The following is a 25,233-nucleotide window of genomic DNA, read 5'->3' as shown; positions in this document are numbered from 1 at the left end:
GTTGTGTTGTCGTTTATATGTGGCGTGAGGTGGGGGGTATCAACCGTCCTCGAACGGATCCCATTCGTCTTCGACCTCTGGCAGCGCCTCTGCCGTGGCGGCGGCGGCGATGTCTTCGGGGGTGCGGATCGCGGTGATGCGGGCCTTGGGGAACTGTGCCAACACGGCCTGCATCATCGGGTGCTCTTGGGCCTGTTTCTTCAGCGCAAGTTCACGCGCATCGCGGATCTGTGCGATGGTTTCGGCGCCGCCCTCGTTGACCAGCGACACCGCCCAGCGGTTGCCGGTCCAGAGTTGCAGCTTTTGCCCCAGCCGTTGCGCCAGATCGCGGGGCGCGTCGTCGGTGGGGACGAATTCGATGCGACCGGGCTGATAGGCGGCCAGTTGCAGGCAGGTTTCGACCTCGACCAGCAGTTTTACATCGCGGTTCACGCGGATCAGCTCAACCACATGTTCAAAGGTCGGGAAGCGGGCCAGCGCGGCGTTCAGGTCTTGCGCCAAGGTGGTGCTCTGCCCCTGTGGACCGGGGTTAGATGCCATGCGCTGCTGGGCGTGTTGCACGGCCTGCGCGCCGGTGCTGCCTTGGGGCGCGCCATTGCCGCCGCCGCTGCCACCGACGGGGCCGGGGGCCGGGGGTGGCGTGCTGTTTTGCAGCTTGCGCACCAGTTCCTCGGGCGAAGGCAGATCGGCCACATGGGTCAGGCGGATCACGGCCATTTCGGCGGCCATCATCGCGTTGGGGGCGGCGGCGACTTCGTCCAGCGCCTTGAGCAGCATCTGCCACAGCCGCGTCAGCACGCGCATCGGCAGGGTCTCGGCCATTTGCTGGCCACGGGCGCGTTCTTCCGGGGCGATTGTGGGGTCTTCGGCGGCATCAGGTGTGATTTTAACGACCGACACCCAGTGGGTGATCTCGGCCAGATCGCGTAGCACCGCCATCGGGTCGGCCCCATCGGCATATTGCGCGGAAAGTTCCGTCAGCGCCGCGCCTGCGTCACCACGCAGCACCATGTCAAAGAGGTCCAGCACCCGGCCCCGGTCGGCCAGCCCCAGCATGGCGCGCACCTGTTCGGCGCCGGTTTCGCCCGCGCCGTGGCTGATCGCTTGATCCAGCAGCGAGGTCGCATCACGGGCGGAGCCTTCGGCGGCGCGGGTGATGAGCGCCAGCGCGTCGTCGGTGATCTCGGCCCCCTCGGCTGTGGCGATTTTGCGCAGCAGAGCAATCATCACTTCGGGCTCAATCCGGCGCAGATCGAAGCGCTGACAGCGCGACAGCACGGTCACAGGCACCTTGCGGATCTCGGTGGTGGCGAAGATGAATTTGACGTGTTCGGGCGGCTCTTCCAACGTCTTCAGCAGCGCGTTGAACGCGCCGGTGGAAAGCATGTGCACTTCGTCGATGATATAGACTTTGTAGCGGGCCGAGGCGGCGCGATAGTGCACCGAATCGATGATCTCGCGGATGTTGGCGACGCCAGTGTTCGAGGCCGCGTCCATCTCCATCACGTCGACGTGGCGGCCTTCCATGATCGCGGTGCAGTGTTCGCACACGCCGCAGGGATCAGTCGTTGGCCCGCCGTTACCGTCCGGCCCGATGCAGTTCATCCCCTTGGCGATGATCCGCGCGGTGGTCGTCTTGCCGGTGCCGCGGATGCCCGTCATCACAAAGGCCTGCGCGATCCGGTCGGCGGCAAAAGCGTTCTTGAGCGTGCGCACCATGGCGTCTTGGCCGACAAGATCGGCAAAGGTTTCGGGCCGGTATTTGCGGGCCAGAACGCGGTAGGCGGATGTATCTGTCATGGTGCCCCAGATCGGATTCGGTCAAGGCCGTAAACTAGGCGCTCCGCGCCGTGGCGTCTACCGTGCTTGCGGGATGCTCAGAGCATCCAGAGGATCGCGCCGACGCCGGTTGAGGCAACCGCAAGGATCGCGGCCAGAATTTTCATGCGACCGTTGGGCTGGGCGTTGGCGTGATGGTCGCTCAGCCGCTTTTGGGTTTTCGCCGCCGACGCCTGTGCCGCCCAATAGACATAGAGCGCGGCTATGATGAAGACCGAGGCCACAGCCTTGGCCACCCATGTCGGCTCAAACTCACCAAAGACGGCACGCAGACCAATCGCCACGGCCACACAGGCCATGCCGGTGCGCATCCAGCCCGCAAAGGTGCGCTCATTGGCCAGGATCGTGCGGTCCTCGGCCCAATCGGTGCGGCTCTCAGCGAGATCGTTTTTATCCTTCATTGAACCAATCTGCGCTTTGCGCGTTCATGTGGCAATAAACTTTGACATAGCGGGGGACGGTTCATGCGTTTGCGGGGAATTGGGCGGAGCAAGAATGTCATTCGCCGTAGCGGAGGCGCCGGCAAGGCTGGCGGACTTGGTCTGGTGGGCGTTCTGGCGGTTATGGCCATTGGATATTTCACCGGCATCGACGTGACCCCGCTATTGACCGGCCAAGGCGGCGGTCAGGTCCAGCAGTCCCGCCCGCTGAGCGACAGCGAAGACCCGCAAGTCGATTTCGCCGCCCGCGTGCTGACCACGACAGAACAGGTCTGGAGCCGGATTTTCCAAGAGCAACTGGGGGAAACATATACGCCGCCCAAGCTTGTCGTGTTCGAGAATGTCACCCAAAGCGCCTGTGGCGGTGCCTCCGGCGCAACCGGCCCCTTTTACTGCCCGGCGGATAACATGGCCTATCTCGACACCGCCTTTTTCCGCACGCTGGACCAGCGCCTTGGTGCAGAGGGCGATTTCGCGGCGGCCTATGTGATCGCGCATGAGGTCGCCCATCATGTGCAAAATGAGATCGGCGTCTTGCCGCAGGTGGCCCGGATGCGGCAGCAGTCCTCTCAGGTTGAGGCGAATGCCCTGACCGTGCGGCTTGAACTGATGGCTGATTGTTTTTCAGGGATCTGGGCGTCGAACGTCGAAGGGTTGATGGAGAAAGGCGACCTTCAGGAAGCTCTGAATGCGGCGCGGATGATCGGAGATGACCATTTGCAACGGCAGGCCGGTCAGGTGCCACAACCGCATACCTTTACCCATGGCACGTCAGAGCAACGTGCGCGTTGGTTCGAACGGGGCTTTGAGAGCGGCGAGATCGCGGCCTGTGATACATTTGAGGCGGATCGGCTGTAAGATGATGTGGGCGGCGCCCTCCCTAGGGGGCGATGCCCGTGGTGCCCGCAGGCGGGGCATGTCGCCGGGCCTGTTATCTCTCAACCGCGACAATTTCTTTGGAGAAGCGACCCCTCTCATCGTTCCTGCGGAACGACTGCCGGGGCGTCGCATTGCACAATGAGACGGTGGTGAGAGGCTGATAACGACCCAAGCGGGGCTCGTTACGGCTGCTTCCTTCCGGATCTGACCGGGTTGGCGAGGCGCTTGCCCGCACCAACCTCTCAAGGCCCATATAGGAGGGGAAGGATCGAAGTGCAAGCCTCACAAGCGGATCCAAATCTGGGCAAAGCCCGACGCCGTCATTCCGCGGGGATCGGGCGACAGGTGCGCGATATCATTAAGAAAGGGCAGTGCGCCCGGTGAGGTATAGTGGACCGCTTGCGCTCCGGTCGCATCGAAGTGCCATGGGAGGGCGTCCGACCACGGGTGGTCCGGGCCCGTGGCGAGGGCGGCAATCAGCGCGTCTGTCAGGGGCAGCGGGCTGCGCAGGGCGACATCTGCGATGGGGGTACGGTCAAATCCGCCGCCGCCCGCTGCGCGAAACTGGTTGGTTGCCAATAGAAACTGTTGGTCGGGCTCGACAGGAACCCCCTGCCACGACAGCGCGGTGATACGGGCCCCACGGGGGCGCTGCGGGTCGATTGCATAGGTCACGCCGTAGATCGTATCGCAGTGAAAGGGCGGGCGGCACGGGTCGAGAAGCGGACCTGTCGCACTGCCAAGCGGGGCGAAAACCTCGGCCGCTTTTTCCAGCCGTCGCCGGAGGTCAGCCCCCGTGATACGCAGCGCCCAGACCGCGTTTTGATAAGGAACCAGCCCGGCGATATGGCGGCGCTGCACCGCACCGGGGGGGATGTGCAGAAAATGCTCGGGCCCGCCGCGCCCGCCCGCCGTATGTGCCGCCGTGGCCGCGAGGATGGGCAATGCGCTGTCTGCCGTGCCCGCCACGCCCTTGCGTATCACCTCGGCCTGCGCGCGGGCGGTCAGCGCGTCGATGGGGGTGGGCATGGCAAGGGCAAAGTAGTTGTGCAGCGGCCTCCCCGTGTGACCGACCACCTCTTCCAGATGCTTGCGGGTGCCAATGTGACTGATCCGCGCGGCACTGAGCACCACGGGATCGGCCAGCGTTTGCGCGCTGTTGTCGCGCAGGTGGCTGTGATGCTGCGACACCCGCCAACCCCCCCGTGCGTCCCGTTCAAGGGCCAAATCTAGCACCGCCAAATCGGACCCGCCAAACCCCGGCATTGCCGCCGGTCGGTTGGACAGGGTGCCTGCCTGCGTGTCGACCCCCTTGCGCGGGCCGTGGTCCGCGCCGGGAAACCGAAGGTGGGTGTGGCCGGTAATCACGGCGTCGATCCCTTCGATCTGAGCCAAGGCGCAGATGTCTTCTTCGGCGGCGATCTCTCCTTTTTGGGGGATGCCCATATGGGCCAGCAGCACGATCAGGTCGGCCCCCTCTGCCCGCAGCGTCAGGGCGGCGCTGCGCAGGCTTTCGAGGGGGCTGACGATCTCAGCCGCGTCTTCCAAGACCTCGCGGTTCCAAATCGCCGTTCGGCCCGGCAGAACGGAGAGCAGGCCAACCTGCAGCGTAGAGGAGGGATGCCCCCCGACAGCGGGCAGCAGGCATGACACAACGGCCCAGCGGCGCAGGGGGCCGGGATCGGTCAGATGCAAATTAGTTGAGATCAGCGGCATATCAATCGCGCCCGCCACGGCGCGCAGATAGGGCAGACCATGATCAAGGTCGTGATTGCCCAAGCCCAATCCATCATATCGCAGATGGTTTACACAGGCGACAAGCGGATGCGTGGGGGTGACCGGCATCTGGGCGAGTTGGTCGCCCAAGGCATTGCCCTGCAACAGATCACCATTGTCGAGCAAGAGACAGGCCGCGCCCTGTTCAGCGGCCTCTTGCCGGGCGGCGCGGATCAGCGTGGCAACCCCGGCCAGCCCATGGTGCCCCACCGAACGGTCGCCCACATAATCATGGCCTACAATTTGCATGTGCAAATCAGTCGTGGCCAATATGCGCAGACGTGCCCCGACCGGGGTGCCCCCCTCGGGGGGAACGACACCGGCCGTGACATATGTGCTGCGCTTGTTCACCGTAAAGGGAATTACTCGTTAAAATTACACAACCTAAAGCTGTTTTGATATGACCAGATTTCAACCGCTCTGGCAAGGGGGCTTGGGATTGCCAATATCGCCTGCGCCGTGGCATGGCTGGGCGAAACGCACAAAGCCTGTATCGGGCCGGTATCGGGAGAGCACCATGCGTCACGCGGAGACGGTAACCTTTGGAGGCTCGGCCCTTGATCGGGCGGGAGAGATACGTGGCAACCCGGAAGCGTTGGCGCAGCTTCGCGCCGACCCTGCGGCGCGCGCCATCGTCTTTTGGCGTGGCAAACCCCTGATCGCGCCTGAACGCCCTGCCGGTTTGGTCCGATTGGCGATGGATCACCCGGCGCTGCAAGAGGCCGCTGCCGCGCCGATCTTGCTGGGCCGTGAGGACGGGGCCGCGCGCTTTGCCGTCGATATTTCAGGCTGGCAGCCTGCCGATCTGGACCAATCGCAACTGGGGGCGTTCCTTGACCCCAGCGAGCAGCGGCACCCACTGCTGGGCGATGACATGGCATTCGCCGAGTTGCGGCGGGTGATGACATGGCTTGACCCGCGCGATGCCGAACTGGCTGCCAGCGGCAAGGCGATCCTCGGTTGGCACGAAACGCACCGCCATTGCGCGCGCTGCGGCGCTGCGACCGATCCGGCCCAAGGCGGATGGCAGCGCGTCTGCCCCGACTGCGGCGGCGCGCATTTCCCGCGCACCGACCCGGTGGTCATCATGTTGATAACCCATGGCAACTCCGTGCTCATGGGCCGCTCCCCCGGCTGGCCCGAGGGGATGTATTCCCTGCTGGCAGGCTTTGTCGAACCGGGAGAGACGGTAGAGGCCGCCGTGCGGCGGGAGGTTTTTGAAGAAGCAGGGGTGCAAGTCGGCGCGGTGAGCTACCTTTCCAGCCAGCCATGGCCTTTTCCGGCCTCGCTGATGTTGGGTTGCGCTGGCGAAGCGCTGAGCCGTGACCTGACCATTGAGCCGGTTGAGATCGAAGACGCGCTTTGGGTCACCCGCGAAGAGATGATGGATGTCTTTGCCGGAAGCCACCCGCGTCTGTTGCCCGCCCGGCGCGGGGCCATCGCGCATTTCTTGCTGGAAAACTGGCTTGCGGATACACTGACCTGATACACCGACCTAACAGGCCCGCTCAAAGCGGCAGGGGTGGCAAATGCGAGCAGAAGAATTGGAACGGACGGAATGAAATTCTCGACCAAAGAAGACGTCGAAGCCCCGATTGAGGCGGTCTTTGACATGTTGTGCGATTTTGAGAGCTTTGAGCGGGCGGCCATGCGGCGCGGTGCCGAGGTGCAGCGCGCCGATACGATGCATCAGCCCGGTGTGGGAATGACGTGGAACGCGGTCTTCCCCCTGCGCGGCAAGCGGCGCGAGCTGACGCTTGAAATGGTGACCTTCGACCGGCCCAACGAGATGGTGATCGACAGCATGTCGCAGGGGTTGGCGGGGCAAATGTCCTTTGAACTGATGCCCCTGTCGCGCAACAGCACGCGCGTGTTGGTCGCGCTTGAGATCAAGCCGCTGACGCTTTCCGCGCGGCTTTGGGTGCAATCGCTCAAACTGGCCAAGACGACCCTGACCAAGAAATACAAGGACCGCGTCGCGGAATATGCCCGCGGTATGGAAGAGCGTCACGCCCGCGGCGTCAAAGTCTGAGCCTGCGCGCCCAGCCTACATCCCGGTCGGCGCGCCCCGGTCGGGATGGGCGGGGTAGGCCCCCAGAATCTCAAGCATATTGGTGAAATACCCCAATTCATCCAGCGCGCGTTTCACCGCCGGGTCTGCGGGATGGCCCTCGATATCGGCGTAGAACTGTGTCGCGGTGAAGGACCCGCCGACCATATAGCTTTCGAGCTTGGTCATGTTCACCCCATTGGTCGCAAAGCCCCCCATCGCCTTGTAAAGCGCGGCGGGAATGTTGCGCACCTCGAAGACGAAGGTGGTCAGCATCCGCTCGGCCCGGCGCGAAAGGTCGATCTGCGGGGCCATCAGCAGAAAGCGGGTGGTGTTGTGGTCCATATCCTCGATATCGCGGGCCAGCACGGTCAGGCCGTTGATCTCTGCCGCGACCTCGCCTGCCAGAACGCCATCGGTGCTGCCCTCGGTCGCGGCCAGTTCGGCGGCGGCCCCGGCGGAATCGGCGGCGGGTTCAGAGGTGATGCCATGTTGCTGCAAGAAACTGCGCGCCTGCGGCAGCAGCACCAGATGCGCGCGGACATGTTTGATGTCTTTTAATGCCACGCCGGGGCGGGCCATCAGAGCGATGCGCACCCGGACGAAAGCTTCGCCGATGATATGCAGCCCGCTTTCCGGCAGCAGGCGGTGGATATCGGCCACACGGCCATAGGTCGTGTTCTCCACCGGCAGCATCGCCAGTTCGGCGCGCCCTTCATTTACGGCGCGGATCACGCCTTCGAACGACTGGCAGGGCACCGGTTCCATGTCGGGGCAGGCTTGAAGGCAGGCCTCGTGACTATAGGCGCCAAGGGCCCCTTGGAAGGCGATGCGCGGCGTGGTCTGGGCGGTCATGGATCGTATCCTGCTGCAAAAGGCGCGGAGAAGGGCAATTGGTCGCGGTAACTACACCTTGCCTGCGCCAAGGGAAAGCAATAGATACGCGGGCAACGATGCCAAGAACCATGGCCCGCCCATGGTGCCAATACCAAGTGATGGACCCTGACGCATGTTCGATACAATGACCCTGACCAAAATCGCAGCCGGCGTATTCGGCGCCTGGTTGGTACTTCTGCTGGGCAAATGGGCGGGGGAAGAGATTTACCACGCCGATGCACATGGGGAAGCGTCCTATGTGATCGAAGTGGCCGATGCCGGTGGTGACGAAGGCGGCGAAGAGATCGACTTTACCGCCGTGATGGCCGAAGGCGATGCCGACAGCGGCTCTAAAGTGTTCCGCAAATGCGCCGCGTGCCACAAGGTCGACGGCTCCAACGCCGTTGGTCCGCACCTTGACGGTGTGGTCGACCGCGATATCGCCTCGGTTGACGGTTTCGGGTATTCCGGCGCTCTGACCTCGCTCGAAGGTGCATGGACCCCGGAAGAGCTGAGCGCCTTCCTCACGAGCCCCAAAGGCTATGCCCCCGGCACCACCATGGGTTTCGCCGGTCTGCGTAAAGTCGAAGACCGCGCTGACGTGATCGCTTACCTACAAAGCGTTTCCAACTAATTCCACGCTGCATTGCGTGAGTGAAAGCCGCCCTCTGGGGCGGCTTTTGCGTTTGGGCGCGGCTATGCGGTTAAGGCATTCCCGCCTAATGCTTCCCAATATAACTCAAGGCGGTCCTTAAAAGGGCCTGTGAGGCCGCGCGCTGTTGGGTGAACAACATGAACAACCGGAGACTGCGTTCCCGCAGCAACCAATGCGTCGCGAGCGTCATTCCCAATCGCAAGGATGCGGTCTGGTTGAAATGCTTCTACCTCTTGTCGAATGACAGAAAAACATAGTTCACGTAGCGCTCTGTCCTTCCGTATGACATTTCGGCCTGCATAAAGTTTAACGGCATCTGTGGCCCAGACATCGTAACCTGAAAAGACACAACGTCTAATCAGTTGCCAAATCATGCCCCAATGACGCCGACAACGGTGATAGTCACTATCAATCCCGAAAAACGTTCCAACCGAAAGAATTGGTTCATCGCCTTCTCGTTTGGGATCTTGGGCGCATAGCATAATGCGACCTCGGGCAGTGCGGTCAGCGGATATTAGGCAGGGAAGGTCATAGCCTATTGTCTTGGACAAATAGGGGGCAAGAAGGTCAGTATGCCAGTTTTCTCGGGGTATCTCTGGCATTTTGCGATTTGGCATATGCCCGTGGTGGAACTCCCGACGCAACCGATCGGAAATATCGTACAGCGTAGCTGGATCGAATAGTTCATTCTGTGTCATGATGAGTTCACGCCATGGAGACGGATTGAAAAGTATGTCTCTGTCAAATCCTTCAGCGCCAATCAGCTCTGCCATTTTTAGTCCTCAATATAGATTTTTAGATCGATAGACATTGATGATATGAAATTACCGTAGCTGGAAGTGAAGCCCGTGGTCAAACGGCTCCGATTATCCCTTACTGATACCTTGGCGCTCTTGGGCGCGGCGGAACGTCTTCTTCATGCGGGTGTTGGGCCATGAAACGTCCACACCGAAAGGAGACGCGACATGCAAAGTCATACAACCACGGTCAATGGGATCGAAATGCGTTGGGAAGAGACGGGGGCGGGTGATCCTGTCATCCTGCTTCACGGTATTCCCACATGCCCCGCGCTTTGGCGGGATGTCGCCCCGAAGGTCACCGGGCGCCGGGTGCTCGCTTGGGAAATGCCGGGGTATGGTGCCTCTATCCCGCAGGGCGAAGGGCGTGATATTTCGGTCTCGGCCCAGGCGGACTATTTGGTCGCTTGGATGCGCGATCAGGGTATCTCGCGTGCGATCCTTGCCGCGCATGACCTTGGCGGCGGTGTCGCGCAAATTGCAGCGGTGCGTCATCCTGGAATGGTCAGCGGGCTGCTTTTGACGAATGCGATCAGCTATGATTCATGGCCCGTGCCGCTGGTCAGCGCCGTGGCCAAGACTGGCGGCGTGGCGAAACATGCGCCCGATGGGTCGTTCCACCAGTTGCTGAAGATGATGTTCTCCAAGGGGCATGAGACCGACGCCGCCGCCGAGGCTGCCTTTGACGCCCATGCCCCGCATTACGCCCAACATGGAGAGGCCGAAGCCTTTGTCCGGCAGGCGCAGTCGCTGGACGTGGAAGATACCAAGGCCATCGCGGACAAGCTGCCCACGCTCAACATCCCCGCTCGGATCGTTTGGGGCGCGGCCGATGAGTTTCAAAAGCTCGAATATGGGGAGCGGCTGGCGAAAGATCTGAATGCACCGCTGCGGCGGATCGAAGGGGGCAAACACTTCACGCCTGAGGATCACCCGGACCTATTGGCGGAAGAGATCAACGCATTGATCCGCACGGTCGACGGAGCCTGAGCAAAGAGCGGGGCGCGGCATAGTGCGCTCCCCGCGCTTCAAAATTACTGAGCCGCGATCACCGGGGCGGCGACGTTTGCCGCGGCGATCCCGCCGATGTCGCAGCGCCACGCGGGCAGGCGGATCACGGCGCGGCTGCGGCCCGCCTCTACATGCACCTCGAAATCCCCGCCGTGCATTTCGATCAGCTTGCGGGTCAGCGGCAGGCCAAGGCCCAGCCCGCCCTTGGTGCTGCGATGGTCCATCATGCCGCCGACGACAAAGGGTTTGTAAAGCTCGGCAAGGTCGACGTGATCGTCAAAAGAGCCATTGTCGGTGATCGAAATCTCGATATTGCCCTCGACGTCTTTGAACGTCCCTAGCGCGATCTCACTGCCCCCGTGTAGCACGGAGTTCAGAACCAAGGCCGTCACTGCCAATTCGATCTGGTCGCCATCTATGTGCATTTCCTCAAGCGGCAGGCTGTCGCGCAGAGTGATGGTTTTCGTGGTCGCATCTGTGGTGGCGAAATGCAGGGCCGAAACTGATTGCAAAAGATCGTTCAGATTGCATTTCCGCTCGTTCAGGCGCAGCTCTCCGGTGCTGACATTGCTGTAGGATATGATCGTCTCGATCAACGCGCTGAGGTGGTCGACAGACCGTCGGGCAGAGCGAATCAGCAGCGGGTTCACCCCTTGTTCGGCTTTAGCCTCCAACATACGCAGGCTGCCGAAGAGAACCGTGAGCGGTGTTCGCAGTTCGTGACCTACCAGCGTTAAAAAGGTGGATTCGGCGCTGGTGTCGGCCTTTAGCTCAGGGGCGTTCGGCTGGCTGCGCTCAAGCGCCGCGACGACCATACGGCCAAGGTCTTCCAACAGGGCGATCTGTTTCTCGGAGGGCTGTTCGTGCGGTTGCAGGTCCAGCGCGCAGAGGCTGCCAAAGCGGTGGCCCGAGGACAGGATCAGTGGCACGCCGCAGTAATAGCGCGCCTCGGGTCCGCCCTTGGCAACCATGGGGTGGCGCTCAAATCGGGGGTCTTTGCTGAGGTCGGGCACCACCAGTGGCACGTCCGACATGATCGTATGGCTGCAAAACCCGGTGTCTTTCGGCATCGGTTCCAGCGGGTAGCCAACCACGGATTTGTACCATTGGGTTTCGGCCTCCACGACGCTGATATGTGCAATCGGACAGTCAAGCAGACGGCGGGTGGCCTCGCAGATAGTGTCGAACAAAGCTTCGTTCTCGGCTGTGAGGCCGGGCACATCAAAAACGGCGCGCAAGCGGGCTTCTTCGTTAAAGGGAATCGGGTAGGTTCTCATCGTCTGCTCCAGTTTACGCATCGTTAACTTGAGTGAAGAATCTGTTAATTTTGGGGCGAGAAATCGGCTGGCCTGCGAAGTTCCCGGGCGTCGGGCTACACATTCTCGCGAGCGGAAGCGGGGGAAATCGCCCTTCGATGGGGCAACCTCCGCGGTGGACCGCCCGTGCAGGGCAACCTTACATATTCGCAACTTGTATCTTGGCATCTCACAGCGTTAGCCTAGATGACGCCTACCCGGACTATGCCACGCCAAGGAGTGACCTATGCCCCGTGCCCAGACCCGCGCCGCGACCCGCCCTTCGGTCTTTGATGACCTGCCGCTATGGCTCGCGACGCTGACGCTGATGGTGGCGGCCCTCTTGGCCGGTGCCGCCGCGGCGCAGGAGCAGGAGCAGGAGGTCATCAAAAGCCATGGCTATTCATTTTATGGCGATCTGACCTACCCGGCGGATTTCGAGCATTTTAACTATGTGAACCCCGATGCACCCAAGGGCGGGGAAATCTCGATCCCCTTCGTGGGCACGCTGGATTCGATGAACCCCTATTCCGGCAAGGGCCGTGCGCACCTGTTCTCGATCTTCGGGTTTGAAAGCCTGCTGGGCGAGGCCCCATCGGGTGAGCCGCTGCCAGCGGATGTCTATGGCGAAAGCTACTGCCTGCTGTGCGAAGGCCTTGAGTATCCCGAGGACAAGTCTTGGGTGACCTTCCACATGCGCCCCGAGGCGACGTTTTCGGACGGCACGCCGGTGACCGCGCATGACATCGTGTTTTCGCACAACTTGCTCTTGGATGAGGGTCTGAAGTCCTATGCCGACGCGGTGCGTAAGCGCATCCCCAAGGTCGAGGCGCTGGACGACCACACGGTGAAGTTCCACTTTGCCGACGGTATCTCCCGCCGCAGCCTGATCGAGACGGTGGGCGGCGTGCCCGCATGGCCGAAACATTGGTTCGAGGAAACCGGCAACACCCTTAAAGACAGCTGGATGGACCCGCCCCCCGGATCGGGCGCCTATATGGTCGAAAGCGTCGATCTGACCAAGCGCATCGTGCTGAAACGCAACCCCGACTACTGGGGCCGCGACCTGCCGATCAACCGTGGCCGCATGAATTTCGACCGCATCCGGCTGGAGATTTTCAGCGACGACACTTCGGCCTTTGAGGCGTTCAAGGCGGGCGAATACACCTTCCGCGCCGAAGGGGATTCAAAGAAATGGGCCACGGGCTACGACTTCTCCAAGGTGAGTGACGGCGACATCGTCAAGGCCGAGCTGCCCGACGGCTCGCCCCCCACGCCATCGGGGATCATCTTTAACCTCGGCCGCGAGACGCTGCAGGACCGCCGTGTGCGCGAGGCTGTGGCACTGATGTTCAACTTTGAATGGACCAACGAGTCGCTGCAATACGGGCTCTTCAGCCACCGCGCCTCGTTCACGCAAGACACGCCGCTGATGGCCGGGGCCGCGCCCGAGGGGGCGGAACTGGCGCTTCTGGAAAGCCTTGGCGATCTGGTGCCGGGGGAGCTGTTGAGCGCGCCTGCCGTGGTGCCGCATACCTCAGACCCCAGCCGCCTGTTGGACCGCCGCAACGCGCGGCAGGCGTCCAAGCTGTTGGAGGATGCGGGTTGGACCGTGCAGAACGGCATGCGTGTCAATGAGGCGGGCGAACCCCTGCGGCTGAACTTCCTGATGAACTCCGCCGGGTCGCCGACGATTTCGGCGGTGATCGAAAATTTTGTGGGCAACCTGCAATCCATCGGCATCGACGCGCGGCTGGAGAAGGTGGACAGTTCGCAATACACCGCCCGCGAGCGGGACCGCGACTATGACATGATCTATGACGCCTATGCCGCCTTCCTTGGCACCGGCACCGGTCTGTCGCAGCGCTACGGGTCCGAGGCGGCGGAATTTTCGCTGTTCAACCCCGCAGGGCTTGCCAGCCCGCTGGTCGACGCGATCATCGAAGCCTCGCTCGATGCCGAAACGGCAGAGGACGAAGATGCGGCTCTGATGGCTCTGGATCGGGCGCTGCGGCATGAATTCTTCATGATCCCCACATGGTACAACGACAGCTATTGGGTTGCCTATTACGACCAATACGACCACCCCGAGATTCCGTCCTATGCTTTGGGCTACCTCGATTTCTGGTGGTATGACGAAGACCGCGCGCAGCAATTGCGCGCCTCCGGCGCCTTGCGGTAAAGCGACCTCATGGGTGCTTATATTCTCAGACGGCTGTTGCTGGTGATCCCGACCTTGTTCGGCATCATGCTGGTCAACTTTGCCTTGGTGCAATTCGTCCCCGGTGGCCCGGTCGAGCAGGCCATCGCGCGGATACAGGGCGGCGGCGATATCTTTGGCGGCTTTGCCGGGGGCAACAACGACGCCGGGGTCGACACGATGGCACGCGGGTCTGACAGTACCTATGTCGGCGCGCGCGGGTTGCCGCCTGAGTTAATCGAGGAGTTGGAGAAGGAATTCGGCTTCGACAAACCCCCCGTGGAGCGGTTCTTTCACATGCTGTGGAACTACATGCGGCTTGATTTCGGCGAGAGTTACTTCCGTGCCATCAGTGTGATCGACCTGATCAAGGAAAAGCTCCCGGTCTCGATCACGCTTGGGCTTTGGTCAACGCTGATCGCCCACTTGGTGTCGATCCCCCTAGGCATTCGCAAAGCGGTTCGCGACGGAAGCCGGTTCGATACCTGGACCTCGGGCGCTATCATTGCGGCCTATGCGATCCCCGGTTTCCTCTTTGCCATCCTGCTGCTGGTGCTCTTTGCCGGTGGGTCTTACTGGCAGATCTTCCCGCTGCGTGGCCTGACCTCGGATAATTTCGACAGCCTCAGCCCCTTGGGCAAGGTGTCCGACTATTTCTGGCACATCACGCTGCCGGTACTGGCCTCGACCATCTCGGCCTTTGCCACGCTAACGCTGCTGACCAAGAACAGCTTTCTGGACGAGATCAAAAAGCAATATGTCATCACCGCCCGCGCCAAAGGCCTGTCAGAGCGCAAGGTGCTTTACGGGCATGTTTTTCGCAACGCGATGCTGATCGTGATCGCCAGTTTTCCGGCGGTCTTCATCTCGGTCTTCTTCGGCGGGTCGATCATTATCGAGACGATCTTTAGCCTTGATGGGTTGGGGCGTCTGGGTTTTGAGGCAGCGGTTGCGCGCGACTATCCGATTGTCTTCGGGACGCTCTTCATCTTTGGCCTCATCGGCCTTGTCGTCGGCATTTTGTCGGACATGATGTATGTGCTCGTCGACCCGCGCATCGACTTTGAGAAGAGGGAAGGCTGATGGCGCTGTCCCCCCTGAACCAGCGCCGCTGGCGCAATTTCACCGCGAACCGCCGTGCCTATTGGTCGTTGTGGATTTTCGCGATCCTTTTTGGCATTTCGCTGCTGGCCGAGTTCGTGGCCAACGACAAGCCGATCCTCGTGAGCTACCGCGGCGAGTATTACGCGCCGATCTTCAATTTCTACCCCGAGACCGCTTTTGGCGGGGATTTCCAGACCGAAGCCGCCTATCGCGACCCGGAGGTGCAATGCCTCATTGCCACTGGCGGATTGGATGCCTGTTTCGACGATCCTGAGGGCTATATCCTCGACGCCGAGGATGGCGAGGTTGAAGGCGAAGCGATCGATAAGGGCTGGGCGCTTTGGCCCGTCATTCCCTATTCCTTCGACACCGCCGTGGACCGCCCCGGTGCCGCACCGCTGCCGCCCAATGGGCAGAACTGGCTCGGGACCGACGGCACCAAACGCGATGTTATGGCACGGGTGATTCATGGTTTCCGGCTTTCGGTGGTGTTCACCCTGATCGTCACCGGGGCGGCGTCGATCATCGGCATTCTGGCGGGTGCGGTGCAGGGCTTCTTCGGCGGCTGGCTCGATCTGATCTTTCAGCGCATCATCGAGATTTGGTCCTCAACCCCGTCGCTCTACGTGATCATCATTATGTTCGCGATTCTGGGGCGAAGTTTCTGGCTCTTAGTGATCCTCTTGGTGCTGTTCTCATGGACGGCGCTGGTGGGCGTGGTGCGGGCCGAATTCCTGCGCGCACGCAACCTTGAATACGTCCGCGCTGCCCGTGCGCTTGGGGTGGGCAACGGCACCATCATGCTGCGCCATATGTTGCCCAACGCGATGGTGGCGACGCTGACCATGCTGCCGTTTATCATCACGGGCACGATTTCCACGCTGGCGACGCTCGACTTCTTGGGCTTCGGCCTGCCGTCCTCGGCGCCGTCGCTGGGGGAATTGACGCTGCAAGCTAAGCAGAACCTGCAAGCGCCTTGGCTGGCCTTCTCGGCCTTCTTTACCTTTGCCATCATGTTGTCGCTGCTGGTCTTCATCTTTGAAGGCATCCGCGACGCATTCGATCCCAGAAAGACCTTCTCGTGACTGCTTTGTTGGACGTCAAAGACCTGCAGGTTTTTTTTCGGCAGGACGGGCAGTTGATGCCGGCGGTGCGCGGGGTCAGCTTTGCCGTGAACCGGGGAGAGACGGTGGCTCTGGTGGGCGAAAGCGGCTCGGGCAAGTCGGTCTCGGCGCTCTCGACGGTGTCGCTCTTGGGCGATAGCGCGCGGGTCAGCGGCTCGGTCACCTATGACGGGCAAGAGATGATCGGCGCGGATGACAAGCTGCTGCATAAGGTGCGCGGCAACGACATCTCGTTCATTTTTCAAGAGCCGATGACCTCGCTCAACCCGCTGCACACGATCGAAAAGCAACTGGCGGAGTCGCTGGCGCTGCATCAGGGATTGCAGGGGGCCGAGGCGCGGGCGCGGGTGTTGAGCCTCTTGGAACAGGTCGGCATCAATGACGCGGAGAGCCGCATGGGCGCCTATCCGCACCAGCTTTCCGGCGGGCAGCGGCAGCGCGTAATGATCGCGATGGCGCTGGCCAACAAGCCCGACATCTTGATCGCGGATGAGCCAACCACGGCGCTCGACGTGACCATTCAGGCGCAGATTCTCGACCTGTTGAAAGAGCTGAAGGATGAGATGGGGATGGGGCTTTTGTTCATTACCCATGACCTCGGGATCGTACGGCGCATCGCTGACCGGGTCTTTGTCATGCAGAAAGGGCTGGTCGTCGAAGAGGGGCCGACCGCCGAGATTTTCGACAATCCGCAACACCCCTATACACGCAAACTGCTCGGCGCCGAGCCCACCGGCGCGCCGGCCCCCGTGGCGGCGGATGCGCCCGAAGTGCTGCGGACCGACAACCTTAAGGTTTGGTTCCCGATCCAGAAGGGCCTGCTGCGTCGTACCGTGGGCCATGTGAAGGCCGTCAACGACACCAGCCTGTCGATCCGCGCGGGCGAAACGCTTGGCATCGTCGGCGAAAGCGGCTCGGGCAAGACCACCGCGGCGCTGGCGATCATGCGGCTCATCGGCTCGGAAGGGGAGGTGACTTTTCGTGGCGAGGACCTGCGCAAATGGTCCACTAAAAAGCTGCGCCGCCTGCGTGCCGACATGCAGATCGTCTTTCAGGACCCCTTCGGTTCGCTCAGCCCGCGGATGACCTGTTTCCAGATTATCTCGGAAGGGCTGGCGATCCACAAGGTCGACAAGGGGCGCGATAAACGCGCGCTGGTGGCCGAGGTGATGACCGAAGTGGGGCTCGACCCCGCGACGATGGACCGCTACCCGCATGAGTTTTCCGGCGGCCAGCGCCAGCGGATCGCCATCGCCCGCGCCATGGTACTGCGGCCGAAGCTGCTGGTTCTGGATGAGCCAACCTCGGCCTTGGACATGACGGTGCAGGTGCAGATCGTTGATTTGCTGCGGGAGTTGCAGGCGAAATACGGGCTCACTTATCTGTTCATCAGTCACGATCTAAAGGTCGTGCGGGCAATGTCGCACAAGGTGATGGTGATGAAGCGCGGCGATGTGGTGGAATACGGCGACGTTGATGCGCTTTATGACAATCCGCAGACCGACTATACGCGCAAGCTGTTGCAGGCGGCTGGTTAAGCAAGCGTCGTAAGTGCGGGGAGGGAGAGGGGGCGCTGCCCCCATCGCGCCGGGGGCGCGATTCCCCCGCGGTATTTTCAAAAGGATGAAGATTGGGGGGCGTCGCCTGAGGGGCGGCGGCGTTTAGCCTTCGCTCGGGCCGATCATGAAGCAGCTGACGTTGCGCGCGGCCAGACGGCGGCAGGCGAGGTCGGCGCTTTCGCGTGACAGGCCGAGGAAGTTCGCGTCATAGCCCTGCGGGCGCTGCACCACTTTGCGCAATGTGCCATCAAGCGTCGACATTTCGGCCAGTGCGGTTTTCAGCAGGATCTTCTCGGCGGCGTAGCGGCTGGGGAAGCGGCCCACGTTGACCCCCCAGTGGCGACCGCCCGAGGTGGAGACGCGGGTCACGATTTCTTGCTCTACCGCCTGCTGTACGGTCAGCGTTACGTCTTTGGGCCGCGGTTCGGGGCGGGGGGAGGCCTGCGCGGTGGCGATGACGACTTCGGCGTCTTTGATCTCTGGTGTGGGCGCGGCGGCGGGCGGGGTTGGCGCGGTTTGCACCGCTTCGCGTAGGGCTGCCGTGATGTCGCTGTTGGAGACGGTGCTGGTTGCTTCGGGGGCTGCCGCAGTGGCGACGACCACGACCTCGCTGCGGGGGCGGAGTTGCGGGCGTTTGGAGGTGGTGACGGCTCCGACAAGGCGGATCGTTTTGCCTGCGGCACCGGGGGCCGCGGGCGTGTCTTCGACATCGGCGTAGACCAGGGGCACTGGTTTGCGCAGGGGGGCCGAAGAGGGGGCGCGGCGGAAGCCAAGGTCCATCAACTCGGCCACTTTGGCGTTGCGCGAGGCGGTGGATTTGCCCCCGAAGACGGTCACGATGATCCGTTCGTTGCCACGCTCGGCCGAGGCCGTCAGGTTGAAGCCGGCGGCGCGGGTATAGCCGGTTTTGATGCCATCGGCGCCTTTGTAAGACCCCAGAAACCGGCGGTTAGTGTGGGAGACCTTGCGCACGCCCGCATCGGCGGTGATGCGCGAAAACAGGTTGTAGTACTGCGGGTAATCATAGAGCAGGTGGCGGCCCAGAGCCGTCATATCGCGCGCGGTGGAGAGGTGGCCGCTTTCGGTCAGCCCGTGCATATTCTTGAAGGTGGTGCGCGTCATGCCAAGCTGTTTGGCGGTGCGGTTCATTCGGCGGGCAAAGGCGGCCTCGGACCCTTCGATGGCTTCGCCGATCGCGGTGGCGGCATCATTGGCCGATTTCACGGCGGCGGCGCGGATCAGGTAGCGCAGGGCGATTTTTTGGCCCGGACGCATGCCCAGTTTGCTGGGCGGCTCTGAGGCGGCGTTCTTGGAGATCGTTACTTGAGTATCCAGTGAGAGTTCCCCACGTTCGACCGCTTGGAAAGCGATGTAGAGGGTCATCATCTTGGTCAGGGAGGCCGGGTGGAGGCGCGTGTCGGCGTTCTCTGCGTGGATTTCTTTGCCGGTGCGGGCATCGATGACATAGGCGGCATAGGGGGCTGCCATGGCGCTGAGGGGTAGGATGACCAGAACCCAGAGTGCTGCGAATAGAAATAGCCCGTAACGGGCCGGCTGAATGCGCCGAGCCTTCATATTTGCCTGCCTTTTACTGCCTCAAGTCGCCGTTTTTCTGGCTGACCATTTATTGATTGGTTCAAGGCTAGCATAGGACGGCGCATCGCGGAAGCCGTCGAATCCGATGGACAGGGTAAAAAAGGACGGATCTCTTCTCCAATATGTAGAGGCTTGCGCACATTGACCCACTATAAGCGCGAATAAGGCAAGAATTAGGCGTAAATTGGCCCGCAGTGGGGCGTTTTTGGCTGGGCCGCAGAGGCGACTCACCGGCCCGGGCGAGTCACCCCGAAACGATCTTTTTCACCGTCTCTGGGAGGCCGGAAAGATCTTTAATTTCAACAAAACGTGGTGAATTGGTTGGCGGTTCGGCGTGTTCCATCGCCCATGTGAGGTCATGGGGCACGTAGACGCCCCAGCCGCCCGCCTCGATCATCGGGCGTACATCGGAGGCCAGTGAGTTGCCGACCATCAGCCCCCGCGCGGCGCCTTGCCCATGCTGCTTAAAAATGTGGCGATAGGCGGCTTCGGTCTTGCGAGAGACGATTTCGACCGCATCGAACCTCTCTCGCAGGCCCGATTGCGCCAGTTTGCGCTCTTGATCCAGCAGGTCGCCTTTGGTCACCACGATCAGCCGGTAATCACCGCGCAGGGTTTCCAGCACGTCTTCGACATGGGGCAGCAGTTCAATCGGATGGTCCAGCATCTCGCGCCCGGCGGCGAGCAGGTCACCGATCACCTCGGCGGGGACTTTGCCCTCTGTCACCTCGATTGCGGTCTCGATCATCGACAGGGTGAAACCTTTGATCCCGTAGCCGTAATGCGGCAAATTGCGCCGCTCGGCTTCCAAAAGTCGTGCCATCAGGTGGTCGCGTTCACTATGTTCGGCCAGAAGGGCTGCAAAACGGTCGTGAGAGAGTGCAAAGTAGCGTTCATTATGCCACAATGTGTCATCCGCATCGAAACCGATGGTGGTGAGTGCCCCGCCCATATGTGCTGCCTCTTTCCTAAATTGGTTCAGGGGTTATATAGACGGCTGCACGACGAACAAGCTCTACCCCCAGCCGCAGGAGCAGCAATGCACCGTGACGACGCGAAAGCAGATTGGACGATCCGAGTAGCAGACCGGCCCGCGATGGGTTGGCAGATGATGGCGGACGGCCCCAAGGATGACGACGACACCGAGTTGTTGACCAAAACCCGCCCCAAGACCAAACGCCCGCCGCTTTACAAGGTGATGCTGCTGAACGACGATTTCACCCCGATGGAATTCGTGGTGCATGTCTTGGAACGTTTCTTTGGCCTGAACCATGCGCAGGCGTTTGAGATCATGCTGACGGTTCACAAAAAGGGGCTGGCCGTGGTTGGCGTCTTTAGCCACGAGATCGCGGAGACGAAAGTGGCGCAGGTGATGGATTTCGCCCGGCGTCATCAACATCCGCTGCAATGCACTATGGAAAAAGAAGAATAACACGTGATTGATCCGCGACTGGAACTGGCCCTGAACGGCGGTGGGCTGGACTTGCCCGAAACTGGGGTGATCGCCATCTTTCAGCCCCCCGTGGATGCCGATTTGGCCGGTTTGCCGGTAGAGCGCTGCAAGATCATTCACGATTTCAAGCCAGCCTATGACGCTTGGACCGCGCGGGGCTATGAGGCCGCGCATTCGGTAGAGGGGCGTTATGCCGCCGCCATCGTCTGCCTGCCGCGCGCCAAACATGAGGCCCGCGCCTTGGTCGCGCAAGCCTGTGCCGTAAGCGACGGGCCGGTGGTGGTTGATGGGCAAAAGACCGATGGCGCGGATTCGATCCTGCGCGAGATGCGTGCGCGGGTGACGGTGCAGGGGCCGATCTCCAAGGCGCACGGCAAGCTCTATTGGATCGACGCGGGCTCAAGCGATTTCTTCACCGATTGGGAAGCTGGCCCCGCCCAGACGGAGGGCGGCTTTTGGACCGCGCCGGGGGTTTTCTCTGCAGATGGGGTCGATCTGGCCTCGGCGCTATTGGTGGATGCGCTGCCCGATAACCTTGGGGCCGAGGTGGCCGATCTCGGCGCAGGTTGGGGCTTCCTCTCGGCGCATATCCTGACGCGGCCCAAGGTGAAGACCGTGCATTTGGTCGAGGCCGGGCATTTGGCGCTGGAATGCGCGCGTCATAACGTGACCGACAACCGCGCCGTGTTCCATTGGGAGGACGCCACCGAATGGCAGCCCCCGCACCGGATGGATGCGGTGGTGATGAACCCGCCCTTCCACACCGGCCGCGCCGCTGAGCCGCAGATTGGCCAAGCCTTTGTCGCCGCAGCCGCGCGTATGCTGTCGGGGCAGGGCGACCTGTGGATGGTGGCCAACCGGCATCTGCCCTATGAGGCGGAACTGAAGAAACGCTTTGCACAGGTGGCGGAACTTGGGGGCGATGCGCGGTTCAAACTGTTCCACGCCACACGTCCGCTGACCCGGCGCCGCTAAGCCTTAAGGGGGTATCCCGATGTCATTCTCGATCTCAGGCAAAACAGCCATCATCACAGGTGCCGCAGACGGCATTGGCCTTGCCATCGCGCGGCATCTGGCCGACCGGGGCGCCAATGTGATGTGCGCCGACTCTAACGAGAAAAAGCTGATGGAAGAGCTGGGCGACACGCCGGACGACGGGAATGTCCGCGTTTTTGCCGGGGATCTACGCCAGCGGCTGACCATCGCCAACCTCGTCTCGGCCACGATCGACGCTTATGATCAGGTCGATATCCTTGTGAATGCCTCGCGGCAGGTGTTGCCGACCGATCCGCTGGATGTGGAAGACGGATCGGTTGATACGCTGTTGCAGCAGAACCTGATGACGGCGCTGCAACTGTCGCAGCAGGTGGCGCGGCGGATGATAAAACAGGCCGAGGGCCAGACCGAGGGGCAGGTGGGGTCGATCATCAACCTCAGTTCCATCGCGGCACAACGCCACCAACCGGATATGATGGGCTATGCCATCGCCTCGGCGGCGGTGCAGCAGATGACCCGCTCTCTGGCGCTGGTGCTGGCTCAGCACCGGATACGGGTGAATGCGATCTCTTTCGGGTCGGTGATGAGCGCGTCGCTGCGCGCCGCCGTGGCCGAAAACCGCGACTGGCGCGAGGATATTCGCGCGCACACGCCGCTTGGCCGTATCGCCGGGCCGAATGAGCTTTGCGAGGCGGTGCAATTCCTCGCCGCTGAAAGCTCGGGCTTTATGACCGGTGAGATCATGACCATTGATGGTGGGCGTACCCTGCTTGATGTGGTGTCGGCCCCCGCACATTGAGACCCGCGCATTAAGACGGGGCGGCAGTTTTCTTCGGCAAAAATGAATTCATCCATCTTTCGCCCTTGACCCCAATGCCAAGCTGCCTTATCCGACGCGCCACGGCGTTATAGCTCAGTTGGTTAGAGCGAACGACTCATAATCGTTAGGTCCCTGGTTCAAATCCAGGTAACGCCACCATCCTCCCCCTTTTTCGTATGACGATATGCCTGCTGGGCTGGCACTGGCCACCTGCGCTTGGGTTGCACACGGGGCTGGAAGGGATAGAAGATAGCCCATGCCCCGCGCGGGTTTGAGCAGATGAAAGCAGCCTTATGACCACGGAAAACTTCGTTCACGAGATCAACGTCACTTGGGGCGATTGTGACCCGGCGCAGATCGCCTATACCGCGCGGCTGCCCTATTTTGCGCTGGATGCGATCAACGCATGGTGGGAGGCGCATTTCGATGGCGATGGTTGGTTCCAACTGCAGATCGACCGCAATATCGGCACGCCTTTCGTGAACCTTTCGATGGATTTCCGCAGCCCGGTCACGCCAAGGCACAAGCTGATGTGCGAAACCTATCCGACGCGGCTCGGCAACAAATCCATCACCTTCGGCATGAAAGCGCGGCAGAACGGGGTGCTGTGTTTCGAGGGGTCGTTCACCTGCGTCTTCACCATCGCGGATGTGTTCAAAAGCCAATCCGCGCCCGAAGAATTGGCCCGCGTGATCAAACCTTTGGTCCGCGTTGACCTCGCCTGAGGCAATTGCGCCGCGCGCAGTTGAAGTTCCCCCGATTGCAGCGTCTTATCGCGCAGCACATTGAGGGAGACGAAGATGACGATCAGGACTGCGGTAATCGGATTGGGGATCATGGGCCGGCGCATGGCCGAGAACATGGTGCTGCACCCCGACTTCACGGTCACCACCATGTGGGATCCCGACCCCGCGGCCTGTGCCGCCGCGCAAAAGGTCGCACCGGATGCGACAGCGTCGGCCACGGCGTCCGAGGCGATGGCCGATGTCGATCTGGTCTATCTCGCCTGCCCCCCGGTGCCGCGCAAAGCCTATGCGCTTGAGGCCGCGGCAGCGGGCAAGGCGATCTTCCTCGAAAAGCCGCTGGGCGTGGACATCGCGGAGAGCCGCGCGTTGGTGGCCGAGTTGCAGGCTGCGGGCGTCACGGCGGCGGTGAATTTCACCCAAGCGGCGGGGGCGGCGCTGACCGATCTAACGCGGTCGATTGGTGAGGGTGCGCTTGGCGATCTTTGCGGTATCGACATCATCGTGACCTATCCGGCCTGGCCCCGCGCGTGGCAGGTGGATGCGGATTGGCTGCGCTTTGCCGAAGAGGGCGGCATGACCCGCGAGGTAATCTCGCATTTCCTGTTTTTGAGCGGGCGGGTGCTGGGGCCGCTGACCCTGCAATGGGCCCATGCGGAATATCCCGACGCCGAACTTTGCGAGACCCATGTCGCGGCACGGCTGGTCAATCCCGTGGGCTTGCCGGTTTCGATCCTTGGCTCTGTTGGTGGCGTGCAGCCGGACCGGCAAGAGGTGACGGTGAAAGGGGCCAAGGCCAGCCGCCGCATCTCGGAGTTTGCCATCGACACCCTGTCGACCGGAGAGGCCTTCGCGCTGACCAACAGCAGCCCCACCGACACCCGCGCCACCAGCCTCAAAGCGCAGCTTGACGACATGGCGCTTCTGATGGACGGCGGCCCGAGCCGACTGGCCACACCAGAAGAGGCGCTGCGGGTGCAGGAGCTGATCGAAGGCATTTTGGCCAACGGAAGGACACAGTCATGACCGCCACCTTGCAGTCATCGCCCGAAACCTGCCACTGGGGCTACTTTGAGGCCAGCCGCCCGCCCGCGCTGACGATCCAAAGCGGCGACGAGGTGATCATCAACACCGTCTCTGGCGCGCCGAACTGCCTGCCGCCCGAAGGCTTCCATGTGCCGCCGGAACTTTACGACATCCACAAGGCCGGCCCGCCGCCGATGCCGGGCCATATCCTGACCGGCCCGGTGGCCGTCGAAGGCGCGACGCCCGGGGATGTGCTGAAGGTCGATATCCTTGATGTCGTGCTGCGGCAGGACTGGGGGTATAACTTCATCCGCCCCTTGGCAGGCACGCTGCCGCAGGATTTCACCGAGACCTATCACAGCAACATCCCGCTGGACGCAGAGCGGGGCATCGCCCGGCTGCCTTGGGGGCTGGAACTGCCCTTGGCCCCGTTCTTTGGCGTGATGGCCGTGGCACCGCCGCCCGAATGGGGCCGGATCGCCACCATTGAGCCGCGCAAGCATGGCGGCAACCTTGATAACAAGGAGCTAGTTGCAGGCAGCACGCTTTACCTGCCGGTCTTCAACGAAGGGGCGCTGTTTTCCTGCGGGGATGGGCACGGCGCGCAGGGCGACGGCGAAGTCTGCGTCACGGCGATTGAGACGGCGCTACAGGGGCGCTTTCGTCTGACGGTGTTGAAGGATCGCGGGCTCAGCTATCCGCAGGCCGAAACGCCAACCCATGTGATCACCATGGGCATGGCCCCCGACCTTGACCGCTGCGCGGAGATGGCCCTGCGGGAGATGATCGCGCTGGTGTCTGAGCGTGCGGGGATCAGCCGCGAAGACGCCTATGTGCTCTGTTCGCTGGCCGGGGATCTGCGCATCACCCAGACGGTGAACCGCGAAAAGGGCGTTCATATGATGATGGCGAAAGAGTTGATCGGAGGGTAAGGCGCCCCCCCCCCCGTAACGAAAAAGGGCCGCATCGCTGCGGCCCTTTCGCGTTTCTACCT

The 25,233-nt window shown here is 61.9% G+C and carries 23 protein-coding genes, 1 tRNA gene and 1 other RNA gene; 16 read left to right on the top strand and 9 right to left on the bottom strand.

Annotated features, from left to right (window positions below; translation table 11 throughout):
• Window positions 1-39: 39 nt before the first annotated feature.
• Entirely contained in the window at window positions 40-1,800 is a 1,761-nt protein-coding gene (locus T8A63_RS16825) for a DNA polymerase III subunit gamma/tau (RefSeq protein ID WP_322344483.1), read from the bottom strand.
• 77 nt (window positions 1,801-1,877) lie between these two features.
• Complete coding sequence (locus T8A63_RS16820) at window positions 1,878-2,240, bottom strand: YidH family protein (RefSeq protein WP_067940430.1); 363 nt, start codon at window positions 2,238-2,240, stop codon at window positions 1,878-1,880.
• 63 nt (window positions 2,241-2,303) lie between these two features.
• On the opposite strand from T8A63_RS16820, the gene T8A63_RS16815 reads away from it, so the two are divergent.
• Window positions 2,304-3,137, top strand: coding sequence for a neutral zinc metallopeptidase (locus tag T8A63_RS16815; RefSeq protein WP_067624885.1), 834 nt, complete (start codon window positions 2,304-2,306; stop codon window positions 3,135-3,137).
• A gap of 168 nt (window positions 3,138-3,305) precedes the next feature.
• On the opposite strand, the gene ffs is transcribed toward T8A63_RS16815, so the two are convergent.
• Both ffs and T8A63_RS16805 read right to left on the bottom strand, forming a co-directional pair.
• Window positions 3,306-3,403, bottom strand: an RNA gene (gene ffs, locus T8A63_RS16810) — signal recognition particle sRNA small type.
• Window positions 3,404-3,440: 37 nt separating this feature from the next.
• Complete coding sequence (locus tag T8A63_RS16805) at window positions 3,441-5,285, bottom strand: 5'-nucleotidase C-terminal domain-containing protein (RefSeq protein ID WP_322344482.1); 1,845 nt, start codon at window positions 5,283-5,285, stop codon at window positions 3,441-3,443.
• A 166-nt stretch (window positions 5,286-5,451) separates the two neighbouring features.
• On the opposite strand from T8A63_RS16805, the gene nudC reads away from it, so the two are divergent.
• Both nudC and T8A63_RS16795 read left to right on the top strand, forming a co-directional pair.
• Window positions 5,452-6,420, top strand: a complete 969-nt coding sequence (gene nudC, locus T8A63_RS16800; protein WP_322344481.1) for an NAD(+) diphosphatase — start codon at window positions 5,452-5,454, stop codon at window positions 6,418-6,420.
• A gap of 72 nt (window positions 6,421-6,492) precedes the next feature.
• A complete protein-coding gene (locus tag T8A63_RS16795) occupies window positions 6,493-6,966 on the top strand; it encodes an SRPBCC family protein (RefSeq protein WP_067624890.1) in 474 nt (157 codons plus the stop codon).
• 15 nt (window positions 6,967-6,981) lie between these two features.
• Here the strand turns inward: T8A63_RS16795 and T8A63_RS16790 are convergent, their stop codons facing one another.
• Window positions 6,982-7,839, bottom strand: a complete 858-nt coding sequence (locus T8A63_RS16790; RefSeq protein WP_322344480.1) for a prephenate dehydratase — start codon at window positions 7,837-7,839, stop codon at window positions 6,982-6,984.
• Between the two features lie 154 nt (window positions 7,840-7,993).
• On the opposite strand from T8A63_RS16790, the gene T8A63_RS16785 reads away from it, so the two are divergent.
• Window positions 7,994-8,494 (top strand): c-type cytochrome, encoded by a 501-nt coding sequence (locus T8A63_RS16785; RefSeq protein ID WP_067624897.1) that lies wholly within the window; start codon window positions 7,994-7,996, stop codon window positions 8,492-8,494.
• Between the two features lie 62 nt (window positions 8,495-8,556).
• Here T8A63_RS16785 and T8A63_RS16780 read toward each other — a convergent pair whose 3' ends face one another.
• Window positions 8,557-9,288 (bottom strand): hypothetical protein, encoded by a 732-nt coding sequence (locus T8A63_RS16780; RefSeq protein ID WP_300049913.1) that lies wholly within the window; start codon window positions 9,286-9,288, stop codon window positions 8,557-8,559.
• 192 nt (window positions 9,289-9,480) lie between these two features.
• On the opposite strand from T8A63_RS16780, the gene T8A63_RS16775 reads away from it, so the two are divergent.
• Window positions 9,481-10,302, top strand: coding sequence for an alpha/beta hydrolase (locus T8A63_RS16775; RefSeq protein WP_322344479.1), 822 nt, complete (start codon window positions 9,481-9,483; stop codon window positions 10,300-10,302).
• Window positions 10,303-10,346: 44 nt separating this feature from the next.
• On the opposite strand, the gene T8A63_RS16770 is transcribed toward T8A63_RS16775, so the two are convergent.
• Entirely contained in the window at window positions 10,347-11,600 is a 1,254-nt protein-coding gene (locus tag T8A63_RS16770) for a GAF domain-containing sensor histidine kinase (protein ID WP_322344478.1), read from the bottom strand.
• Window positions 11,601-11,865: 265 nt separating this feature from the next.
• Between T8A63_RS16770 and T8A63_RS16765 the strand changes: the two genes are divergently transcribed.
• From T8A63_RS16765 to T8A63_RS16750, 4 genes are read left to right on the top strand one after another with little or no spacing between them, the layout of a single operon-like run.
• Window positions 11,866-13,800: an extracellular solute-binding protein gene (locus tag T8A63_RS16765; RefSeq protein WP_416153220.1), complete on the top strand. Its 1,935-nt coding sequence runs from the start codon at window positions 11,866-11,868 to the stop codon at window positions 13,798-13,800.
• A gap of 9 nt (window positions 13,801-13,809) precedes the next feature.
• Window positions 13,810-14,901, top strand: coding sequence for a microcin C ABC transporter permease YejB (locus T8A63_RS16760; protein WP_322344477.1), 1,092 nt, complete (start codon window positions 13,810-13,812; stop codon window positions 14,899-14,901).
• Window positions 14,901-16,007 carry an ABC transporter permease gene (locus T8A63_RS16755; RefSeq protein WP_322344476.1) on the top strand — a complete coding sequence of 369 codons (1,107 nt, stop codon included), beginning with the start codon at window positions 14,901-14,903 and terminating at the stop codon, window positions 16,005-16,007. Before T8A63_RS16760 ends, T8A63_RS16755 begins: the two co-directional genes overlap by 1 nt.
• Complete coding sequence (locus T8A63_RS16750; protein ID WP_322344475.1) at window positions 16,004-17,584, top strand: ABC transporter ATP-binding protein; 1,581 nt, start codon at window positions 16,004-16,006, stop codon at window positions 17,582-17,584. Before T8A63_RS16755 ends, T8A63_RS16750 begins: the two co-directional genes overlap by 4 nt.
• Before the next feature lie 123 nt (window positions 17,585-17,707).
• On the opposite strand, the gene T8A63_RS16745 is transcribed toward T8A63_RS16750, so the two are convergent.
• Together T8A63_RS16745 and T8A63_RS16740 are read right to left on the bottom strand one after the other, a co-directional pair.
• Complete coding sequence (locus tag T8A63_RS16745) at window positions 17,708-19,180, bottom strand: D-alanyl-D-alanine carboxypeptidase family protein (RefSeq protein WP_322344474.1); 1,473 nt, start codon at window positions 19,178-19,180, stop codon at window positions 17,708-17,710.
• 265 nt (window positions 19,181-19,445) lie between these two features.
• Window positions 19,446-20,153 carry an HAD family hydrolase gene (locus T8A63_RS16740; RefSeq protein WP_322344473.1) on the bottom strand — a complete coding sequence of 236 codons (708 nt, stop codon included), beginning with the start codon at window positions 20,151-20,153 and terminating at the stop codon, window positions 19,446-19,448.
• 156 nt (window positions 20,154-20,309) lie between these two features.
• On the opposite strand from T8A63_RS16740, the gene clpS reads away from it, so the two are divergent.
• The 7 genes from clpS to T8A63_RS16705 all read left to right on the top strand — a co-directional run bounded on the left by clpS (window position 20,310) and on the right by T8A63_RS16705 (window position 25,171).
• The gene (gene clpS / locus T8A63_RS16735) at window positions 20,310-20,633 is read left to right on the top strand and encodes an ATP-dependent Clp protease adapter ClpS (protein WP_120352290.1); all 324 of its coding nucleotides are present in this window, start codon (window positions 20,310-20,312) and stop codon (window positions 20,631-20,633) included.
• A gap of 3 nt (window positions 20,634-20,636) precedes the next feature.
• Entirely contained in the window at window positions 20,637-21,629 is a 993-nt protein-coding gene (locus T8A63_RS16730; RefSeq protein ID WP_322344472.1) for a class I SAM-dependent methyltransferase, read from the top strand.
• Window positions 21,630-21,648: 19 nt separating this feature from the next.
• Window positions 21,649-22,449, top strand: a complete 801-nt coding sequence (locus T8A63_RS16725; protein ID WP_067939675.1) for an SDR family NAD(P)-dependent oxidoreductase — start codon at window positions 21,649-21,651, stop codon at window positions 22,447-22,449.
• A gap of 103 nt (window positions 22,450-22,552) precedes the next feature.
• Window positions 22,553-22,629, top strand: a tRNA-Met gene (locus T8A63_RS16720).
• A gap of 134 nt (window positions 22,630-22,763) precedes the next feature.
• Window positions 22,764-23,195: a thioesterase family protein gene (locus tag T8A63_RS16715; RefSeq protein ID WP_322344471.1), complete on the top strand. Its 432-nt coding sequence runs from the start codon at window positions 22,764-22,766 to the stop codon at window positions 23,193-23,195.
• Between the two features lie 75 nt (window positions 23,196-23,270).
• A complete protein-coding gene (locus T8A63_RS16710; RefSeq protein WP_322344470.1) occupies window positions 23,271-24,239 on the top strand; it encodes a Gfo/Idh/MocA family protein in 969 nt (322 codons plus the stop codon).
• Complete coding sequence (locus T8A63_RS16705; RefSeq protein ID WP_322344469.1) at window positions 24,236-25,171, top strand: acetamidase/formamidase family protein; 936 nt, start codon at window positions 24,236-24,238, stop codon at window positions 25,169-25,171. Before T8A63_RS16710 ends, T8A63_RS16705 begins: the two co-directional genes overlap by 4 nt.
• Window positions 25,172-25,233: the final 62 nt, after the last annotated feature.

Source organism: Sulfitobacter sp. OXR-159 (genome assembly GCF_034377145.1).
Classification (GTDB): Bacteria; Pseudomonadota; Alphaproteobacteria; order Rhodobacterales; family Rhodobacteraceae; genus Sulfitobacter.
The sequence above is the reverse complement of the archived record's forward strand: the minus strand, read 5'-3'. Positions and strand labels throughout refer to the sequence as shown.

Coding starts and splice junctions, on each gene's coding strand:
- T8A63_RS16780 (WP_300049913.1), bottom strand. CDS start 9,288: ATGGCAGAGCTGATTGGCGCTGAAGGATTTGACAGAGACATACTTTTC.
- nudC (WP_322344481.1), top strand. CDS start 5,452: ATGCGTCACGCGGAGACGGTAACCTTTGGAGGCTCGGCCCTTGATCGG.
- T8A63_RS16790 (WP_322344480.1), bottom strand. CDS start 7,839: ATGACCGCCCAGACCACGCCGCGCATCGCCTTCCAAGGGGCCCTTGGC.
- T8A63_RS16760 (WP_322344477.1), top strand. CDS start 13,810: ATGGGTGCTTATATTCTCAGACGGCTGTTGCTGGTGATCCCGACCTTG.
- T8A63_RS16765 (WP_416153220.1), top strand. CDS start 11,866: ATGCCCCGTGCCCAGACCCGCGCCGCGACCCGCCCTTCGGTCTTTGAT.
- T8A63_RS16825 (WP_322344483.1), bottom strand. CDS start 1,800: ATGACAGATACATCCGCCTACCGCGTTCTGGCCCGCAAATACCGGCCC.
- T8A63_RS16770 (WP_322344478.1), bottom strand. CDS start 11,600: ATGAGAACCTACCCGATTCCCTTTAACGAAGAAGCCCGCTTGCGCGCC.
- T8A63_RS16710 (WP_322344470.1), top strand. CDS start 23,271: ATGACGATCAGGACTGCGGTAATCGGATTGGGGATCATGGGCCGGCGC.
- T8A63_RS16785 (WP_067624897.1), top strand. CDS start 7,994: ATGTTCGATACAATGACCCTGACCAAAATCGCAGCCGGCGTATTCGGC.
- T8A63_RS16755 (WP_322344476.1), top strand. CDS start 14,901: ATGGCGCTGTCCCCCCTGAACCAGCGCCGCTGGCGCAATTTCACCGCG.
- T8A63_RS16715 (WP_322344471.1), top strand. CDS start 22,764: ATGACCACGGAAAACTTCGTTCACGAGATCAACGTCACTTGGGGCGAT.
- T8A63_RS16815 (WP_067624885.1), top strand. CDS start 2,304: ATGCGTTTGCGGGGAATTGGGCGGAGCAAGAATGTCATTCGCCGTAGC.
- T8A63_RS16725 (WP_067939675.1), top strand. CDS start 21,649: ATGTCATTCTCGATCTCAGGCAAAACAGCCATCATCACAGGTGCCGCA.
- T8A63_RS16745 (WP_322344474.1), bottom strand. CDS start 19,180: ATGAAGGCTCGGCGCATTCAGCCGGCCCGTTACGGGCTATTTCTATTC.
- T8A63_RS16775 (WP_322344479.1), top strand. CDS start 9,481: ATGCAAAGTCATACAACCACGGTCAATGGGATCGAAATGCGTTGGGAA.
- T8A63_RS16740 (WP_322344473.1), bottom strand. CDS start 20,153: ATGGGCGGGGCACTCACCACCATCGGTTTCGATGCGGATGACACATTG.
- T8A63_RS16705 (WP_322344469.1), top strand. CDS start 24,236: ATGACCGCCACCTTGCAGTCATCGCCCGAAACCTGCCACTGGGGCTAC.
- T8A63_RS16820 (WP_067940430.1), bottom strand. CDS start 2,240: ATGAAGGATAAAAACGATCTCGCTGAGAGCCGCACCGATTGGGCCGAG.
- clpS (WP_120352290.1), top strand. CDS start 20,310: ATGATGGCGGACGGCCCCAAGGATGACGACGACACCGAGTTGTTGACC.
- T8A63_RS16795 (WP_067624890.1), top strand. CDS start 6,493: ATGAAATTCTCGACCAAAGAAGACGTCGAAGCCCCGATTGAGGCGGTC.